General features: G+C 58.3%; 14 protein-coding genes and 1 pseudogene. 11 read left to right on the top strand and 4 right to left on the bottom strand.

The features are described 5' to 3' along the window. Positions 1 to 150 precede the first annotated feature (150 nt). Positions 151 to 519 carry a VOC family protein gene (locus tag ACW5W8_RS21390; protein ID WP_498630260.1) on the bottom strand — a complete coding sequence of 123 codons (369 nt, stop codon included), beginning with the start codon at positions 517 to 519 and terminating at the stop codon, positions 151 to 153. Between the two features lie 163 nt (positions 520 to 682). Beyond that, positions 683 to 1,045, bottom strand: a pseudogene (locus ACW5W8_RS21385) (hypothetical protein); the annotation flags it as partial. A gap of 253 nt (positions 1,046 to 1,298) precedes the next feature. Between ACW5W8_RS21385 and ACW5W8_RS21380 the strand changes: the two are divergent. The 10 genes from ACW5W8_RS21380 (at position 1,299) to gloA (ending at position 13,508) form a co-directional block, all read left to right on the top strand. Continuing rightward, positions 1,299 to 3,203, top strand: coding sequence for an MrcB family domain-containing protein (locus ACW5W8_RS21380; RefSeq protein ID WP_498630258.1), 1,905 nt, complete (start codon positions 1,299 to 1,301; stop codon positions 3,201 to 3,203). Positions 3,204 to 3,213: 10 nt separating this feature from the next. Then, on the top strand, positions 3,214 to 5,628 hold the full coding sequence (locus ACW5W8_RS21375; protein ID WP_498630257.1) for a DUF2357 domain-containing protein: 2,415 nt from the start codon (positions 3,214 to 3,216) through the stop codon (positions 5,626 to 5,628). A 202-nt stretch (positions 5,629 to 5,830) separates the two neighbouring features. After that, complete coding sequence (rsxA, locus tag ACW5W8_RS21370) at positions 5,831 to 6,412, top strand: electron transport complex subunit RsxA (protein ID WP_005337600.1); 582 nt, start codon at positions 5,831 to 5,833, stop codon at positions 6,410 to 6,412. 2 nt (positions 6,413 to 6,414) lie between these two features. Further along, entirely contained in the window at positions 6,415 to 6,993 is a 579-nt protein-coding gene (rsxB, locus tag ACW5W8_RS21365; protein WP_005350799.1) for an electron transport complex subunit RsxB, read from the top strand. Positions 6,994 to 7,007: 14 nt separating this feature from the next. Beyond that, a complete protein-coding gene (gene rsxC / locus ACW5W8_RS21360) occupies positions 7,008 to 9,830 on the top strand; it encodes an electron transport complex subunit RsxC (RefSeq protein ID WP_498630254.1) in 2,823 nt (940 codons plus the stop codon). A 44-nt stretch (positions 9,831 to 9,874) separates the two neighbouring features. Further along, positions 9,875 to 10,927, top strand: a complete 1,053-nt coding sequence (gene rsxD, locus ACW5W8_RS21355; protein ID WP_041208552.1) for an electron transport complex subunit RsxD — start codon at positions 9,875 to 9,877, stop codon at positions 10,925 to 10,927. A gap of 43 nt (positions 10,928 to 10,970) precedes the next feature. Beyond that, positions 10,971 to 11,603, top strand: a complete 633-nt coding sequence (gene rsxG, locus ACW5W8_RS21350) for an electron transport complex subunit RsxG (RefSeq protein ID WP_498630252.1) — start codon at positions 10,971 to 10,973, stop codon at positions 11,601 to 11,603. An 18-nt stretch (positions 11,604 to 11,621) separates the two neighbouring features. Then, entirely contained in the window at positions 11,622 to 12,383 is a 762-nt protein-coding gene (locus ACW5W8_RS21345; protein WP_378007165.1) for an electron transport complex subunit E, read from the top strand. Positions 12,384 to 12,396: 13 nt separating this feature from the next. Further along, a complete protein-coding gene (gene nth, locus ACW5W8_RS21340; RefSeq protein WP_033113577.1) occupies positions 12,397 to 13,038 on the top strand; it encodes an endonuclease III in 642 nt (213 codons plus the stop codon). 56 nt (positions 13,039 to 13,094) lie between these two features. Continuing rightward, entirely contained in the window at positions 13,095 to 13,508 is a 414-nt protein-coding gene (gene gloA, locus ACW5W8_RS21335) for a lactoylglutathione lyase (protein ID WP_005337610.1), read from the top strand. An 86-nt stretch (positions 13,509 to 13,594) separates the two neighbouring features. Here the strand turns inward: gloA and ACW5W8_RS21330 are convergent, their stop codons facing one another. Together ACW5W8_RS21330 and ACW5W8_RS21325 are read right to left on the bottom strand one after the other, a co-directional pair. After that, positions 13,595 to 14,470 carry a flagellar protein MotY gene (locus ACW5W8_RS21330; RefSeq protein ID WP_498630249.1) on the bottom strand — a complete coding sequence of 292 codons (876 nt, stop codon included), beginning with the start codon at positions 14,468 to 14,470 and terminating at the stop codon, positions 13,595 to 13,597. Between the two features lie 68 nt (positions 14,471 to 14,538). Further along, positions 14,539 to 16,512 (bottom strand): methyl-accepting chemotaxis protein, encoded by a 1,974-nt coding sequence (locus ACW5W8_RS21325; RefSeq protein WP_498630247.1) that lies wholly within the window; start codon positions 16,510 to 16,512, stop codon positions 14,539 to 14,541. Between the two features lie 269 nt (positions 16,513 to 16,781). Between ACW5W8_RS21325 and ACW5W8_RS21320 the strand changes: the two genes are divergently transcribed. Beyond that, a complete protein-coding gene (locus ACW5W8_RS21320; RefSeq protein ID WP_498630246.1) occupies positions 16,782 to 17,738 on the top strand; it encodes a hypothetical protein in 957 nt (318 codons plus the stop codon). The last annotated feature ends 191 nt before the right edge of the window (positions 17,739 to 17,929 follow it).

Genomic DNA, 17,929 nt, shown 5'->3' with positions numbered 1-17,929 from the left:
ATACGCATAAAAAATCCGAAACCAATCAACTGGTTTCGGATTTTCACACAACAGAAGGATCGGTCAATGGATCCTTAACTGATCGGCATTACCGTCAATTGACGGCCCCTTTCTATTGATGATGGCGATGGGAGTGATGGCTTGGTGGGCTCAGGGATAACGGCTGACCTCAATCAGGTTTTGGTCAGGGTCGAGGAAGTAGACTGATTCTATCGGCCCACAGGCACCGCTTTTGGTCACCGGCCCCTCGACAATCTCCACCCCGTGGCAGGCAAGCTGGGCCATCACCTGCTCCAGCGGCCAGCGGGTGATAAGGCAGACATCTCCCGACCCCACCTGCGCCCGATTGCGCGGCTCCTGCCCCAGCAGTTGCAGATTGATCTTCTGGTTGCCAAACCCTAGCGCCCGGCGCCCCGCACCGAAGGTGATGGCCTCCATATTGAGCACCGAACTGTAAAATTCCACGGCCCGTTCGATATCACTGACCGTCAATACCAGATGGTCGATATGGCTGATCATGGTTACCTCCTGGTGGTGATCTGGCTGATGTGACCGGCATATGCCCGCAAACATCCGACTGTCGCCGCCACTGCGGGCAACCCCATCATACCCGGCAAGGGGAAACCCATGTGTGCCGTGACGCGCAAAGCGAGCGCAAATGATCTGGTCAGATAAATTCGCCTCACTGCACCGCAGCGCACGCTTTGTCACGCTGGGCCTGCAGGGCTTCATCGTCACTGTCCATTGCTTCCAGAATCGCCTGATTGCAGGCGCGCTCCGCCAGCTTGGCAGGACTCTGCTTAGCATCCCCGATTTCGGCGATAAGGGGCTGATAGCTGATGGCCGCCGAGCAGTACATGGTGCGAAATTTGGGCAGTTGCCAGCTGCTGTCATCCTGCCGGGTCAGGTCATCACACAACTTGTGAAACAGGGCGGACGCCTTGACCGTGCACTGGCTAAAACGCCGCACATCCTGCTGGTAGGGACGACAAACGCTAGGCTGCTGGATCTGCCACAGATGAAACGAGAAGGGTGAATCGCGCCCTCCTCAACATGAGCGTGCGAATACCTCTTGAATTCTCATTCAAAAATATCTGATGACAATAAAACCATCGCGCTAGGTAACCATCTCTGGATCAGTTATCCGTGTTCAAACTTACCGAAAAATCATACTTCTCTATTTCCCAAAGAGAGATGTAAATAAAAAATGAACCTATCAACATAAAATTTCATTGGTAACAACAACTTCTGGTGTTAACATTACAGCCTTTACAAAAAATCACTCTTTGGTGTTTTAAATGAGCGAGATTCAAAGTTTATTTAAACAAATACTGTCAAATTGGGTACGCGCAACCACGGAACAATTTACCAATCACCCAACAGCAGTAATTTTTAGAACCGAACTAAAAGAGTCCATCGAAAATATAGCCCATCGTTCTAACGAAGAACTTAAAATCAAGGCTAGCGTTGGAGCTGGCAATTGGGCGAATGTGCCTTGGATTTCAATCCTTGATACAAGAATCACCACCACAACACAGTCTGGAATATATCCTGTTTATTTATTCTGCGCCGATGGTTCTGGATTTTACCTCTCTTTAAATCAAGGAACGACAGCGCCCACCCGGGAATTAGGTACGGTAAATGCCCAGAGACAAGCCATTGAGTTAAAATTACAACTTCTGAACAATATCACTGAGCTCTCCACATGGGATAACGACTCTCTAAACCTACATGCAACAACAAATCTGGGGAGATCATATGAACCAACAAATATTTCAGCAAAATATTACCCGGCTGATGACATACCTTCAGATGAAGAGCTAATAAAAGATCTTGAGTGGCTACTTAGTTTATATGATAAGTGCGTTAGTTTTTTATCTAACAAAGAACATCCTATATTAGATATAAAGAATATAGCTAAATTCAACCCCTCAAGCCTTTACAAACCGTTTCTCCTCCTCGCTGGCATTTCTGGTACTGGTAAAACTCGTTTTATTCGTGAGCAGGTCAAGGACTATCCAGGCCAGAAAAATTACTGCTTGGTACCTGTACGACCAGACTGGCACGAACCCTCCGATCTGCTGGGCTATATCTCCAGGATCAGTGGTAAAAAGGAGTATGTATCAACGCCGGTGCTGCATTTTATTACCCAAGCCTGGATCCATATTTTCGAGCATATTGGCGAAGTCAGAACCGATGGCAAGATTGGTCTGAGTCAAAAACAACTGAACCATATTCCCCCCTTCTGGCTCTGCCTCGACGAGATGAATCTGGCTCCGGTTGAACAATATTTCGCCGACTATCTATCGGTACTGGAGACCCGCCACTGGTATACCTCACCCGAACTGACTGCATTTAACGACAAAGAAGGGGTGGACTACGGCTATGTCTACCAGTGCGATCCCCTGCTCAAAGCAGATACGCTTAGCCAGCAACTGGATGAGAACGCGCGTACCGAACTGGCGGAAAAACTGGGACTGGACCTGAATATTGCCCTACATCAGCAGATCTGGGCCAGCTTCTGCCAGCACGGTATCGCTATCCCCTTCAATCTGATGGTGGCCGGTACCGTCAATATGGACGAGACCACCCACGGCTTTTCCCGCAAGGTGATCGACAGGGCCCTCACCTTCGACTTTAACGAGTTTTTCCCCAACGATTTCGATGCCTACTTTGCACCGGCATTGCAGTCAAAACGGCTGGGTTACCCGACCTGGTCAGACGGGCGTGCCATTACTGACATCCCCGAGCTGGAGAAACACAGTAAAGAGAGCGTCACGTTCCTGAAGGCAGTCAACGAGGTGCTGCAACAGAGCCCGTTCGAACTGGCCTATCGCGCCCTGAACGAGCTGATGCTAGCCCTGCTGGCCCATCACCCCGCCAATACCGCAGAACTGGTCGCCATCTGGGATGACTTTATGATGTGCAAGGTATTGCCGCGCATTGAGGGGGATAGCGACAAGTTGCGCAGCCATCTGACGGCTGATGGCGACCTGCTGACAGACCTGGAAAAGGTGCTGGCAGAACAATTTGGTAGTCACTGGGATAACACACGCCCTGACCTGTTTAACCGCAAGGTGGCTGCCGCCGGTGAAGATTCCGCCCCCGCAGAACCGCCGCACGTCCCCTGTCGCAGCAAGAAGAAACTGGCCTGGATGAAAGAGCGGCTGACACGGCAGTGCTTTACCAGCTTCTGGCCGTAAGGGGGTTGTGATGGAGTGCCTGTTTACCCTGCAGAGCCATGACTGGATTTTGCGGATCTATGCCAATGAGAAGACGGTCGGGGATCGTTATCGGCAGTTACAAGCTACCCGCGTCCATCATCAACAGGTGATCGGCAAAGCGGGCCTGCCAGCGAGTGCAGGCAGATACGAACCGCCAGTTGTGCGCTTCTCGCAGCCCCTTTCCATCACACTGGCTGAGGCTGATGGCTGCCCGCTGGAGCTGCCTGATGATCAGGCGCTCTCCACTCTGGTACTGCCAACCCCTCTGTTGTATGAGAACTGCTTTTACGAATTCGAATGGGAGTTTCTTCACGGCGTTAGCGAGGGAAGTGATGCGCCGCGGCTGGAGCATCATCTGCAGCGGATCTGCGAGTCGTTTCGCTTCAAAAGCAGGCATGGATCGCAGGAACTGCTGGGGGGATTCAATACCGGCAACGAAGTAGGCACACTTGCACTCCCCTTCTCTTATCAACCGAAATCGGCTGCAGGAAAAGCTGCTCGCGTTCAGCTGACGCTCTGGTTCGAGGTCTATCCGGTCAAGCTGGATATCCGCCGGGATGTGCCGCTGATCCATCAGGTGCTGGATGAGCAGTACCCCTACTGGCGTTTTACCCTGAACAGCGCAACCAGTCAGCAATGGGGGCGCAGCCAGCGCAAGGCCGAACCGTTCCCCCTGCTCTGGCTTGCCCATTTCGAAGCCCTGCACAAGGACCTTGAGCGGGGGATCCGCCAGATCATCAATGCGCCCCACAGCAGGCTGCAAAGCAAGACCGAGTATCTGCTGGCCGCCAGAATGAAGCGGCCACCACGCCCGAAGCAGGCCGAACAGATCCGCCAGGATCTGGATAACGGTATCGAGCGCAGATACCGGGTGGAACGTAAACAACTGACCACGGATACCCCGGAAAACCGCTTTATCAAGTTTGTGCTGGAGCGCACCGGAAGGATGCTGCAACAGCTGACACAACAGGGTGATCGCACCCTGCTGTCCAGAGCCTTTTTTGACCGTCTGAAGGCGTGGAGCAAACCGCTGGATCAGGCGCTGGCTCACCCCCTGATGCAGGAGATCGGTCCGGCGGCGGTGTTACAACGCGAGTCTCTGGTACTGCAGCAAAAGAGCGGCTATAGCACGGTTTACCGGGTCTGGCAGCAACTGCGCCTCTATCTCGATGCGTTGGGAAATGATGCCGTGGCCGGCGTGCGCAGCATGGATCAGCTCTACGAGCTCTGGTGCGTGATCGAGGTGCGCCGGATTATCCTGACGCTGGGATTTACCGAGGTGAAAACACCTGCATTTAACTTCACCCGCGATGGCTGGGATACCCGGCTGGCCGAGGGGATGCAGTACTGCTGGGAGTACCTTCGTACAGCAGACGGTGTAAGGCTCAAGCTGGCCCATGAACCGAGATTTCACAAGACCAACAAACCGGTTCACTCCCTGCTGGTTCCCCAGAGGCCGGACATTCTGATCGAAGCCACTACTGGCAGTGGCGACACCTTTATCTGGCTGTTTGATGCCAAGTACCGGGTCGATAATGGCACTCAAGATGACCCGAGAGACAGGGTGCCCGATGATGCCATCAACCAGATGCACCGTTATCGGGATGCCCTGCTCTATCAGCAACAGGATGACCCGATACCAAGCCGCCCCACCTTCGGCGCTTTTGCGCTCTATCCGGGCTTTATGAGCCAGCAACCCGGAACGAAAAATCCCTATCAGGAGGAGATCGACCGGATTGGTATCGGTGCCTTTGCCCTGTTGCCAGCAAAGGATCACAGCGGCTCTTGCTGGCTGCAAACCTTCCTTGAGCAAAAGCTGGGTAAATCGGGGGAAGAGTTCCGCTATCCAGCCATCCGCTCGGGCCACTTCTATCTGGAAGAGCCCAGCCGGATTGCCAACCTGGGGATGCAGCAGGTCCGCCACCATGATCTCACCCTGATCATTCCGACCGCACTGGAAAACAGCCGCCCGGCGAGCTACTTCGATGCATTTCGTGATGGTTCTGCCCGCTGGTATCACACCCCTGCCGAAACCATTGCCACTCGTTATGATGACCAGCTGATGAACGAGATCAGCTATCTGGCCGTAGCTACCCTTGCAGCAGATGGCAAGACACGGGAGGTCACCCGGGTCTGGCCTGTGCTGACATGCCGGAAGCTGCGAAGGGAACAACTGACCGAAGAGCAGACAGGTACACCGCTGGCCAAGGGGAATGTGAATCCTTACTGGTTGCTGGAGCTGGGGCCCTCTATTTCATTGCTCCACCCTCTGACACAGCTGGATGCGGCAAGTTTCAGAGCAGCCATTAGACTGACCAGGCTGGCAGAATTGCAAGGTGAATTGACCGGATTTTCGGCACTGCCGGATTATTACGGGGAATTATTGCGCACGCATCCAGCCTGAACACCTGACTGCTATCCCGGCTTTGCCAGCCAAGTGCGGGCAAAGCCGCCAAACAACCGTCCGCAATCTTGCCCAAAACCCCGGCTAAATTATCCAGTTGCATAATAACCATGCGGCCTTGCGGTTGTTTAACTGGCCCTAACGTCAGATAATACCGCCCGCCTTCAAACCCCGATAACCCGACTTTCAGTGACGGTAATTGATGACTGAGTACCTGCTTTTATTGATCGGCACCGTGCTGGTTAACAACTTCGTGCTGGTGAAATTCCTCGGCCTCTGCCCCTTTATGGGGGTCTCGGGCAAGCTGGAAACCGCCATCGGCATGGGGCTGGCGACCACCTTCGTGATGACCCTCGCCAGTGCCAGCTCCTATCTGGTGGAGCACTATATCCTGCTGCCGCTGGATATCGCCTATCTGCGCACCCTCGCCTTTATTCTGGTGATCGCCGTGGTGGTGCAGTTTACCGAGATGGTGGTGCGCAAGAGCAGCCCGACCCTCTACCGCCTGCTGGGGATCTTCCTGCCCCTCATCACCACCAACTGCGCGGTGCTCGGGGTGGCGCTGCTCAGCATCAATGAGCGACACGACTTTATCCAGAGCGTGATCTACGGCTTTGGCGCCGCCACCGGCTTCTCGCTGGTGTTGATCCTGTTTGCCGCCATGCGCGAGCGTCTGGTCGCCGCCGATGTGCCCGCCCCGTTTCGCGGGGTGTCGATTGCCATGATCACCGCCGGTCTGATGTCGCTGGCCTTTATGGGCTTTACCGGCCTTATCAAGATATAACCATGATCCATATTCTCTTTGCCATTCTGGTGCTCACCCTGCTGGCGCTGGCGTTCGGGATTATCCTGGGCTTTGCCGCCGTCAAGTTTCATGTGGAAGCAGACCCCATCGTCGATCAGCTCGATGCCCTGCTGCCCCAGACCCAGTGTGGCCAGTGCGGCTATCCCGGCTGCAAACCCTACGCCGAGGCGCTCGCCAATGGCGATCAGATCAACAAGTGCGTACCCGGTGGCGAGGCCACCATGCGCAAGATTGCCGATCTGATGGGGGTAGAGCCCCAACCGCTGGGGGGCAGTGACGAGGCCGCCGTGCCGGTCAAAAAGGTCGCCTTTATCCACGAAGATCAGTGCATCGGCTGCACCAAGTGCATTCAGGCCTGCCCGGTGGATGCCATCGTCGGCGCCACCAAGGCAATGCATACCGTGATTGCCAACGAGTGCACCGGTTGCGATCTCTGTGTCGATCCCTGCCCGACCGACTGCATCGAGATGATCCCGGTGCCCACCACGGTCGATAACTGGAAGTGGGATCTCAATAACGTGCATGTTCCGGGCAAGATTCCGGTCAAGATAGTGGAATAAACAGCGGAGCAACCATGCATTCCTTACTCGAACGTATCAAAGCCGGCACGCTCTGGGACTTTCACGGTGGCATTCACCCCGCCGACAACAAGCTGCAATCAAGCCAGAGCCCGGTGGTAGACGCCGGTCTGCCGCCGCGCCTCATCATTCCGCTGCGCCAGCACGCAGGCCCCGCCGGCGATCTGCTGGTGCAGGTGGGCGACAAGGTCAAGAAGGGTCAGCCGCTGACCCGTTATGCCAAGGGGCGGGTCGTCCCTGTCCATGCCTCCACCTCGGGCACCATCACCGAGATTGGCAACCACACGGTTGCCCACCCCTCCGGGCTCGGCGATCTCTGCGTCATTCTCACTCCGGATGGGGAGGATGAGTGGGGCGAGCGCAATGGCAAAGCCGATTATTGGAATCTGGAGCGGGGCGAGCTGCTCGAACGCATTCAGCAAGCGGGGGTGGCGGGCCTTGGCGGCGCCGTGTTCCCGACCCACAGCAAACTCGACGGCCGCGGCCAGCTCACCGAGATCCTGATCGTCAACGGGCTGGAGTGCGAACCCTATATCACCACCGATGATCGGCTGATGCAGCAGTATGCCGATGAGATCATGGATGGCATCCGGGTACTCAAGCACCTGCTCAAACCCAAGCTGACCCTGATCGGGGTGGAAGACAACAAACCCGAGGCGATCGAGCAGCTGACCCACCACGCCACAGACCCGGATGTGCTGGTCAAGACGGTGCCGACCAAGTACCCCTCGGGCGGTGCCAAGCAGACCATCGAGCTGCTCACCGGCCGTCAGGTGCCCAAGGGGGGCCGCGCGGTCGATATCGGCATCATGGTGCTCAACGTCGCCACCGTGTTTGCCATCAAGCGCGCCATCATCGACGGCGAACCGCTGATCGAACGGATCGTTACCCTCACCGGCGACAGCTTCAAGAAACCCGGCAACGCTTGGGTGCGCTTGGGTACGCCGGTGCGCTGGCTGTTGCAGCGTTTCGAGCTGCAACCGGAAGCGGAGCAGCGGGTGATCATGGGTGGCCCCATGATGGGCTTTACCCTGCCCCACGCTATGGTGCCTGTGGTCAAGGCTACCAACTGCCTGCTGGCGCCGACGCAGGCCGAACTGCCCGCCCCCGGCCCGGAGCAGCCTTGCATCCGTTGCAGCGCCTGCGCCGATGCCTGCCCGGCCACCCTGCTGCCGCAAGAGCTCTACTGGTACAGCCGGGCCAAGGAATATGACAAGGCCGAGAAGCTCAACCTGATGGACTGCATCGAGTGCGGCGCCTGCGCCTGGGTCTGCCCCAGCGAGATCCCGCTGGTGCAGTACTACAAGATCGCCAAAGACGACATTCGCGAAGCCCGCGCCGAGGCCGAAAAAGCCGAACGCGCCAAGCAGCGTTTCGAGGCCAAGCAGGCCCGTTTCGAGCGGGAGAAAGCGGCCCGCGAAGCGCGCCATGCGCAAGCCGCCGCCCAGCGCCGTCAGACCATGACGGCCGCAGGCGGCGAAGATCCGGTGGCAGCGGCTCTCGCCCGCATCAAGGCCAAGCAGGATGCCCCCATCACTGCCATTACAGCCACCGCCGAGGGCTTGCCTGACAACAGCTCCATGATTGCCGCCCGCGAAGCCCGCAAACGGGAAGCGGAGGCGCGCCGCGCCGCCAAGCTGGCCGAGAGCGCAAACAGCGACACAGCCGCCGCAGCGCCGCAATCCGCCGAGGCGGTTGACCCCGCCAGCGATCCCAAGAAAGCAGCCATCGCCGCCGCACTGGCCCGCGCCAAGGCCAAAAAAGCCGCTCAGGCAGGCGATAGCGCCGAGCCTGTGACTGCCGAAGCCGTTGCTGCGCCTGCGGTAGATGCTGATCAGCAAAAGGCAGAGGTTGATCCGAAAAAGGCAGCAATTGCCGCCGCCATTGCCCGTGCCAAAGCCAAAAAGGCCGAAGCCAGTGGCGAGCCGGTAAGCGCAGCCAACAGCGCGGCAGCCGAGGTAGCCGACGCAGGCTCGCAAGGCGATGCACCTGTCGATCCCAAGAAAGCCGCAATTGCTGCCGCTATTGCCCGGGCCAAGGCCAAGAAGGCGGCCCAGCAGGGCGACAGCGCTGAGGGCGATCTGACTGCAAACGCAGGTACCAGCGGATCCGCTACAACCAAAAGCGATGCGCCATCTGCGGCCAGCGAAGCGGTTGATCCCAAGAAAGCCGCTATCGCTGCTGCCATTGCCCGCGCCAAGGCCAAAAAGCTGGCCCAGCAGGGCGACAGCGCCGGTGCTGAAGGTGCGCAGAGTGAGCCAGCTGCCAGCGCACAGACCCGCGACGTGGCGCTAGCCAAGAGCGAAGTAAACACCAACCAAAGCGATACGGCTGCAAGTGAAGCGGTTGATCCTAAGAAAGCGGCCATCGCTGCAGCCATCGCCCGGGCCAAGGCCAAGAAAGCCGCCCAGCAGGGCGACAGCGCTGAGGGCTCTCTGACTGCAACAGCAGGCACCAGCGAAACAGCTGCAACCCAAAGCGATGCGCCATCTGCGGCCAGCGAAGCGGTCGATCCCAAGAAAGCCGCTATCGCCGCGGCCATTGCCCGCGCCAAGGCCAAAAAGGCGGCCCAGCAGGCTGCTGAACAGGGTGAGCCAATGCAGGCAGCAGAAGGGACTCGCGGTGAGCAAGCACTCGCCGAGCCGGTGAGCGAGGCCGTGGCCGAACCGGCCCTTGCCGAGGCAAGCGTTGACCCGAAGAAGGCAGCCATCGCCGCTGCCGTTGCCCGCGCCAAGGCGAAAAAACTGGCTGCTGAAGCGGCCAGGGCCAGTGGGGCCACCCCGGATGAGGGATCATCATCCGACGCCGAGCCGCGCTGATGCTCGCTGGCCCATCGTTAAACAACGAGGTAATGCACTAATCCATGTTCAATATCGCGACTGCGCCGTTTGCCCATAACCGCAAACAGACCCGAACCCTGATGCTGCTGGTGATCCTGGCCTGTGTGCCGGGCTTGCTGGCCCAGACCTGGTTCTTCGGCTGGGGCTCCTTTATCCAGATCCTGATTGCGCTGGTAACCGCGCTGGTGAGTGAGGCGCTGGTGCTCAAGCTGCGGGGCCGCCCCGTCAAACCGGCCCTGATGGATGGTAGCGCCGCCCTCACCGCCGTGCTGATCGGCCTCTCCCTGCCGCCGCTGCTGCCGTGGTGGATGATGGTAGTGGGCACTGCCTTCGCCATCATCATCGCCAAGCAGCTCTACGGCGGGCTGGGTCAGAATCTGTTCAACCCGGCCATGGTGGCCTACGTGCTGCTGCTGGTCTCCTTCCCGGTGCAGATGACCAGCTGGCTGCCGCCGGAGAGCGTGCGCGCCTACAGCCTCGGCTTTGGCGATGCCGCGTCAGTCATCTTCACCGGCTTTAGCCTCGACGGCTATAGCATGGCCCAGCTCAAGCAGGGGGTGGATGGACTGACCATGGCGACCCCGCTCGATACCCTGAAAACCGGCCTGACCCAAGGGCTCACCACCGGCGAGATCCTGAGCGGCCCGCTGTTCGAGGGTTGGGGCGGCATCGGCTGGAGCTGGGTCAACCTCGGCTATCTGCTGGGCGGCCTCTTCCTGCTGCAACAGAAGGTGATCAACTGGCGCATTCCGACCGCCATTCTGGGCTCCCTGCTGGCGGCGGCGACCCTCGGCTACCTGATGAGCCCGGATGCGACCGCTACGCCGATGTTCCATCTCTTTAGCGGCGCCACCATGCTGGGGGCCTTCTTTATCGCCACCGATCCGGTCAGCGCCTGCACCACCCCACGCGGCCGACTGGTCTATGGCGTGCTGATCGGGGTACTGGTCTACATCATTCGCCGCTTTGGCGGCTACCCGGATGCCTTCGCCTTCGCCGTGCTGCTGGCCAACCTTTGCGTGCCCTTTATCGACAGCCTGACTCGTCCGAAAGTGTATGGAGCCCGTCGCCAATGATGTTTCTGCCCTCTTTCCCCATCACAGCTGACGGAGCCCGGACATGTTAAAGAGCATGCGCAAGAACGGCCTGATCCTGGCCATGTTCGCGCTGGGCTGCACCGCACTGGTGGTGCTGACCAACGAGTTGACCAAGGACAAGATCGCCCACCAGCAGCAGCTGGAGAAGTTGCAGACGCTGGAGGCGCTGCTGCCTGCCGGCAGCTATGACAACGATCTGGTGACCAGCTGCAAGCTGGTGACCAGCAGGAAGTATCTGGGCAGCGATCAGCCACAAGCCCTCTATACCGCCAGCAAGAATGGCGTGGTGACCGGTTATGCGCTGGAGGCGATCGCGCCGGATGGCTACAGCGGTGCCATCCGCATCGTGGCGGGCTTTGATGCCAAGGGCACCGTCAGCGCGGTGCGAGTGCTCGCTCACAACGAGACCCCCGGCCTTGGTGACAAGATCGAGCTGAAAAAATCCAACTGGATCAACAGCTTTACCGGAAAATCCCTGACCGCCGACAATGAATCTGAGTGGGCAGTGAAGAAGGATGGCGGCGAGTTCGATGCCTTTACCGGTGCCACCATCACCCCCCGTGCCGTGGTCAAGGCGGTGAAAAACCTGCTGAAACTGCAGCACGAGCACCCGGAACTGCTCAGCAACGCCCCGGCTTGTCCGGCCGCACAATAAACCGGAGTCGACCCCGTCATGACACAAATGGAACAGATTGAAACGGGCAGCGCCCCGATCGCCGAGCTGGAAAGCCGCAAGGGCGAGCTCAAGGAGCTGATGGTACAGGGGCTGTGGAAGAACAACCCCTCGCTGGTACAGGTGCTGGGTCTGTGCCCTACCCTCGCCGTCTCCTCCACCTTTACCAATGCGCTGGGGCTCGGCCTTGCCACCATGGCGGTGCTGGTTTGCTCCAACCTCGCCATCTCGCTGGTGCGCAACTGGGTGCCGAAGGATATCCGCATCCCGGTCTACGTGATGATCATCGCCTCGCTGGTGACCAGCGTGCAGCTGCTGATGAACGCCTACACCTATGGCCTCTATCAGGCGCTCGGCATCTTTATCGCCCTCATCGTCACCAACTGCATCATCATCGGCCGCGCCGAGGCCTATGCCTCCAAGAACCCGCCGCTGCTGGCGGCCCTCGACGGCCTGATGATGGGGCTGGGCTTTACTCTGGTACTGCTGGTACTTGGTACCATGCGCGAAATCATCGGCATGGGCACCCTGTTTGATGGTGCAGATCTGCTGCTGGGCGAGTGGGCAAAATCCCTGCGCATCGAGCTGTTCCACGCTGATGCCAGCCTGCTGCTGGCCATTCTGCCGCCGGGCGGCTTTATCGGGCTGGGGCTGCTGATCGCCGCCAAGAACGCCATCAACGAGTGGCGTGACCGCAAGCAGGCGACCACAGTGGCTCACTGCAATGTGCCCCCCGTCCGTGCCCGGGCGACCCAGCTATGACACGCGAGGCTGCATGAACAACCAGAAACGCAGAGAGATACTGGAGCGACTGCGGGAGCACAATCCCCACCCCACCACCGAGCTCAACTTCAACTCGCCGTTCGAGCTCTTGATCGCCGTGCTGCTCTCGGCGCAGGCAACCGATGTCAGCGTCAACAAGGCGACCGACAAGCTCTATCCGGTGGCCAACACCCCGCAGGCGATGCTGGATCTCGGGGTCGAGGGGCTCAAGAGCTACATCAAGACCATTGGCCTCTTTAACACCAAGGCCGAGAACGTCATCAAGACCTGCGCCATCCTGCTGGAGCGCCATGGCGGCGAGGTGCCGGAGAATCGCGAAGCGCTGGAAGCCCTGCCCGGTGTCGGCCGCAAGACCGCCAACGTGGTGCTCAATACCGCCTTTGGCTGGCCCACCATCGCCGTCGATACCCATATCTTCCGGGTATCGAACCGCACCGGCTTTGCGGTAGGCAAGAATGTGGATCAGGTGGAGGAGAAGCTGCTTAAAGTGGTGCCCGCCGAGTTCAAGCTGGATGTCCACCACTGGCTCATCCTGCACGGGCGTTACACCTGTCTGGCTCGCAAGCCCCGCTGTGGTTCCTGTATCATCGAGGACTTGTGCGAGTACAAAGAGAAGGTCTATCCCGAGAGCTGACAGCCTCACAACCGAGATTGAAAGCAGTACACATCACCAACCCGGAGAACTGAGCAATGAGAATTCTGCATACCATGCTGCGTGTCGGCGATCTGCAACGCTCCATCGACTTCTACACCCGCGTCCTTGGCATGAAGCTGCTGCGCAAGAGCGAAAACAGCGAGTACAAGTACACCCTGGCCTTCGTCGGCTACGGTGACGAGAAGGATGAAGCGGTGATCGAGCTGACCTACAACTGGGGGGTGAGCGAGTACGAACTGGGCTCCGCCTACGGCCACATCGCGCTGGAAGCGGACGATATCTACGCCACCTGTGAAGCACTGCGCGCCGCCGGTGCCAAGATCACCCGCGAGCCGGGCCCGGTTAAAGGCGGCACCACCGTCATCGCCTTCGTCGAAGATCCGGACGGTTACAAGATTGAGCTGATTGCCAAGAAAGATGCCGGCACCGGCCTTGGCGACAGCTTCTAAGCTGCCCGGGTAAAAATGCCCGATGGCAGGATCAAAAAAGAGCGCGCTGGCGCTCTTTTTTATGCTTGTCTGATTGGGCTGCCGGGCTAGATCTCGCCGTTACGCCCCATACTGATGACCACCCGCCGGTTCTTGGCCCGTCCCTGCTCGGTTTCGTTGGAGGCAACGTGCTGCTTCTCGCCATGCCCCTCCACCGAGACCTTGCCGGGATCGAGCCCCAGATCGACAAATACCTTCTTGATGGCATCGGCCCGCTTTTCCGAGAGTTTCTGGTTGGTCCAGCGCCCACCGTAGCTGTCGCTGTAGGCGTCGATCACCACTACATCGATGCTCTTGTCCGCCTTGATATATTCGCCGATCATCGCCAGCCGTCGTTTCGATGAGATGGATAGCTGATCGCTGTTCTTGTCGTAGGTGAGCACGCTAAAGGCGATGTCATTGAAGCTGTAGGGCAAGAGCCCGCTCAGACAGTCGATAAAGGCCTGATATTTGACCCGGAAGTTGACCGACGAGAGCGACACTCGCACCGGCCGGTTCTGGCGATACCAGTCCCGATACTGGAAAGTGGGCATCCGCCCCCCCTCCAGCTCGTCGAGCATGGTCCAGGCGGTCTGTCCCTCCACCAGCCCATCAAACTGCTGATAGAAGTGGAGCTGGCTAACTTCCCGCCCCGCGATGCCGGGGCGCCAGACCGGCGGCATGATGCCAAGGCTCACAGTCTCGGTTCTGGCCTGTGGCCGTTTGCCCTTGAGCTCGAAATCGAGATTGATCTTGCGCCCGGCGCGGCTGACAAAGGCCCCTGTTCCCCAGTTCGGGATCGGGTGCTCGAGGCGACACTCAATCTGGGTATCGGAGGTCAAACGCCAGACGGATTGATCCAGACCGGCACCGAATTCGGTCACCCCAGCCTGTACCTGCATACTCACCGATATGCTGACCAACCCCAACACCCAAGCGTTCAATTGCTTGTCCTCCACACGATCTCACAAGAGATATCGGCCAGGGAGGGTCAAGCTTTAGCGCAAATGGATCAGTGGGGGGATGCTCTCTCCAGCAACTTGAAGCTGGCAATACGTCCGGCTAACTCCCGTGCCAACTGATCCAGCTCGACACTGCTTTGCTGTAAGGTGACCGAGTGCTGACGGTGCGCCTCGTACACTTCGCGGATGGTCATCACATTGTGCTGGATATCGTCGGTCACGTAGCGCTGCTGCTCGGTTGCGGTAGCCACCTGCGCCGTCATGTCGCTAACCTTGCGCACCTCGTTGACGATGTCGGTCAGCTCGTGACCCGCCCGCTGCGCTTCACTGACACTGAGACCCGCCTGTTCGCTGCCCGACTGCATGGCCACCACCGCCTGACGGGCCCCAACACGCAGGCGGGATAACATCTGCTCGATATCATCGGCCGCCTGCTGGGTTCGGGACGCCAGCGAGCGCACCTCGTCAGCGACCACGGCAAAACCGCGCCCCGACTCGCCAGCCCGGGCGGCTTCAATGGCGGCATTGAGGGCCAGCAGATTGGTGCGATCGGAGATCTGCTTGATGAGGTTGAGCGCCTCGACGGCAGATTCGGTGTCCTGATGCAGGTTGTTGACCAACACCTGGGTCTCGTCGAGGGTGACGGCCACCCGTTCGATGGCGGTAATGGTCTGATCCACATCTTTGTCACCCTGCCGGGCACGACCGATGGCCTGCTGGGTTGCCAACGAGGTCTGAGTAGCATTGCGGGCGATTTCAGCCACCGTTGAAGCCATTTCAGTCGCTGCTGTTGCTACCAGCTCCACCTGACCGACACCACGTACCACCCCCTCATTCACTTCGGCAATCACCTCATTTGAGTTGCTGGCACTGCGGGTCAGCACCTCACAGGATCGGCGCACCTCCAGCAGCAGCCCTTCGAGGTGTTGCAGGAAGCGGTTGAGATCCCGCGACAGTGCCCCCAGCTCGTCGCCGGATTGCCATTGCACCCTGACCGTCAGATCGTTGTTATTGACGAGTTGAGAGAAGGTGCGATGCAGTGCCATGAAACCCAGATGCACATCCCGCAACACCTTCCAACTGATAAGGGTGGTCAACAGTAAGCAAAAGAGCACCGCCAGAGACCCCCACCAGAAATTGCGCTGACTCTCGGTCTGCATCTGTTCAACCCGTTCGAACAGTTGCTGATAGAGCCGTTCTTCCCCCTGCTTGAGCAGCTCGATCTTCTCGGTACTCAGGGCAAACCAGCGCTCCGGATCAACGCCGAAGCCCCCATCAGCCATCTTGCCAAGCGCCAGCTGCTCGAATTTCACCACCTCTTCCATGACCGGATTTTGCTCTATCTGCGCAAGTAGTTCCCGCTGCGGCTCGCTTGCCACGGCGCGAAAACGCTCAAGGTAACTCTGCTGGGCAGCCAGCAGGGACATAAACTGCTGCAGGGTTGCCGGGGTGAAGCTCCCTTTGGCAAACACATTGCTGAGGGTGGCCCGCTCCATCCCCATGCGCTCCTTGTTTTGCAAGAAAGCGGCATAAGCATTGGTCTGCAGTGCGATCCCGGCATCTTGGCTGCGCAAGCTAATCTCATCCACGACCTTGAGCAAAGAGGCAATTAACTGGCTATAGAAGGCGACCTGACGGGGCGCTTCGATGGCCAGCTTGCTTACCTGCTCGCGGATCCCGGCCAACTCGCTCAATCCCTGAGCCACCGCCTCATGAGCCATCCTCTGCTCTTGTGCCTGAAAATGGCGGATCGCCTCGTCAACCAACAGCTTTTGACGCGGTAGAACATCGGCGAATTTACGCCCCTGCGAGCCGATAAACCCCGCCGACATGCCCCGCTCCTTTTGCAGTTCATGCACCAGCAGGGCACTGCTTTTCACCACGGTGAGCTGCTGCAAGGCTTGCTCCATCTCATGGGCGGCCTGATACCTGTCGTATGCATAGTGGCTGGCGAAAAATAGCAACGCTAATAACGGCAGGCAAATTGCCAGCAACATCTTGCTAGCCAATCCGAGTCTGTTCATCCCTGGCTCCTGTTATTTTTGCCAACTAATTGATTATATTTGACCATCTCGCTGATACAGCCGGTTGTGCCGCTCATTCGCAAGAACTATGAGCCACATCAAGCATTTCTCATTAGAGCAACAATGCAACAAATGTTTTTCATCTCAGGACAGAGTCAGCACATAGCCCCACTGGTTACACTACTGTTCACCTGCGTCAAAACAGCCCTAAGGAAACTCGCTACAGTAAGGGCAAGGCCACCAGACGCCGCTGATCGGGAACCTCTCTCATGCTCAGATCTTTTTCCTCCTTGTTACTGCCGATGCTGCTATCGATACATGGCGGTACTGCCCTGGCTGCGGCTCAGCAGCAGGATTGGGCACAGGATCGTGCAAATGCGGTACTCTCGCTGATGACCTTCAGCGTGGTGCCCGACATTACCGCCAGCAACCTCAATATCGGCAGCGGGACCGATCAAGCGGCTGCACTCAATATCACCCAGATTGGCGGGGGGGCCACCATGAGCGAGGCCATGCCCATCTATCTGGAAGGGGCGATCGGCTTTAGCCGTTACGATCCCCAGTTTGTGGTGAGCAACGGCACCGAGAGCCGCACCCTCCCGACCAAATGGAACAGCCTGACCGCTTCGGGCGGAGTAGGTTGGGATATCTCCCTCCATAAAGACCAGCGAGGCGGCCACTGGGTGCTGCGCCCCATCGCCAACGTCTCGCTGGGCACCATGGCCAGCGATCTGCGGGTCGGCAACTGGCTGCTGGATCGCACCAAGGGCTACTCGCTGGATTTTCTCGATAACGGCCAGCTCAACATGTACGGGCTGGGGGGCGCACTGATGCTCGATTACGAGCTTTTTTCCAAAACGCAGGATATCGATGCCGAGGTGCGCTACTCCTACCAGCACCTGCAAAGCTTTGGCAACACCTCGGAAAGTGTGCGCGGCAGTGCCGAGGCGGAGAACCTCGGTCTCTATCTACGCCGCCGGGCCCCTGTGTTTGACTGGACCCTGCTCGATCGTCCGCTGCGCTATGTAATGGAGGGAGCGCGCACCGAATACCTCGGTGAGCAGCGCGGTCTGCTCGGTTTCAACTCTCTCAACTCCCTCGGACTGGGGCTGGAGATCGACAGCAGCAAATACGACATCATCGTCAGCCGCACCCGTCTGGTCGCCCGCTATATGTTCAGCCACAACACCAACGGTTACTCCATCGGGTTGGCAATGAGTTTTTGATCCGCACTTTCACGCCAAATCATATCGTGGACATTCAGACCGTTTGTAATGGATGGGTAATAGCAGACTCGATTTTATAAACGCGCCCATAAGCCTTTAATTAGGCTATGTCCCAATTACGTGTTGAAAGGCTAAGCTTGAAGTAGGCCATCACCTTGAGGTCTACCATCATGGATACCCCAGCCTTTCAA

This window comes from Aeromonas aquatilis, from assembly GCF_054052405.1.
Note: the sequence above shows the minus strand (reverse complement) of the source record. Positions and strands in the feature narration are given on the sequence as shown.